The organism is Streptococcus parasanguinis (genome assembly GCF_001074805.1).
Classification (GTDB): Bacteria; Bacillota; Bacilli; order Lactobacillales; family Streptococcaceae; genus Streptococcus; species Streptococcus parasanguinis_A.
On record NZ_JUPI01000017.1, the window covers coordinates 1 to 302 of the forward strand.

The 302-nt window shown below is 52.3% G+C and carries 2 tRNA genes; both read left to right on the forward strand.

Features of this window, described 5'->3' with window-relative positions:
• The first annotated feature begins 67 nt into the window (after positions 1-67).
• A tRNA-Met gene (locus ADI76_RS01570) sits at positions 68-141 on the forward strand.
• Positions 142-157: 16 nt separating this feature from the next.
• Positions 158-231 (forward strand) — tRNA-Ile (locus tag ADI76_RS01575).
• Positions 232-302: the final 71 nt, after the last annotated feature.

The following is a 302-nucleotide window of genomic DNA, read 5'->3' on the forward strand; positions in this document are numbered from 1 at the left end:
AGCTTGGTAGAGTACTTGGTTTGGGACCAAGGTGTCGCAGGTTCGAATCCTGTCTTCCCGATATTATGGCGGTGTAGCTCAGCTGGCTAGAGCGTCCGGTTCATACCCGGGAGGTCGGGGGTTCGATCCCCTTCGCCGCTATATTGTTGATCTTGTTGGACCTTTAGCTCAGCTGGTTAGAGCTCTCGGCTCATAACCGAGTGGTCGTAGGTTCAAGTCCTACAAGGTCCATTGTTATATTGGAGGATTACCCAAGTCCGGCTGAAGGGAACGGTCTTGAAAACCGTCAGGCGTGTAAAAGC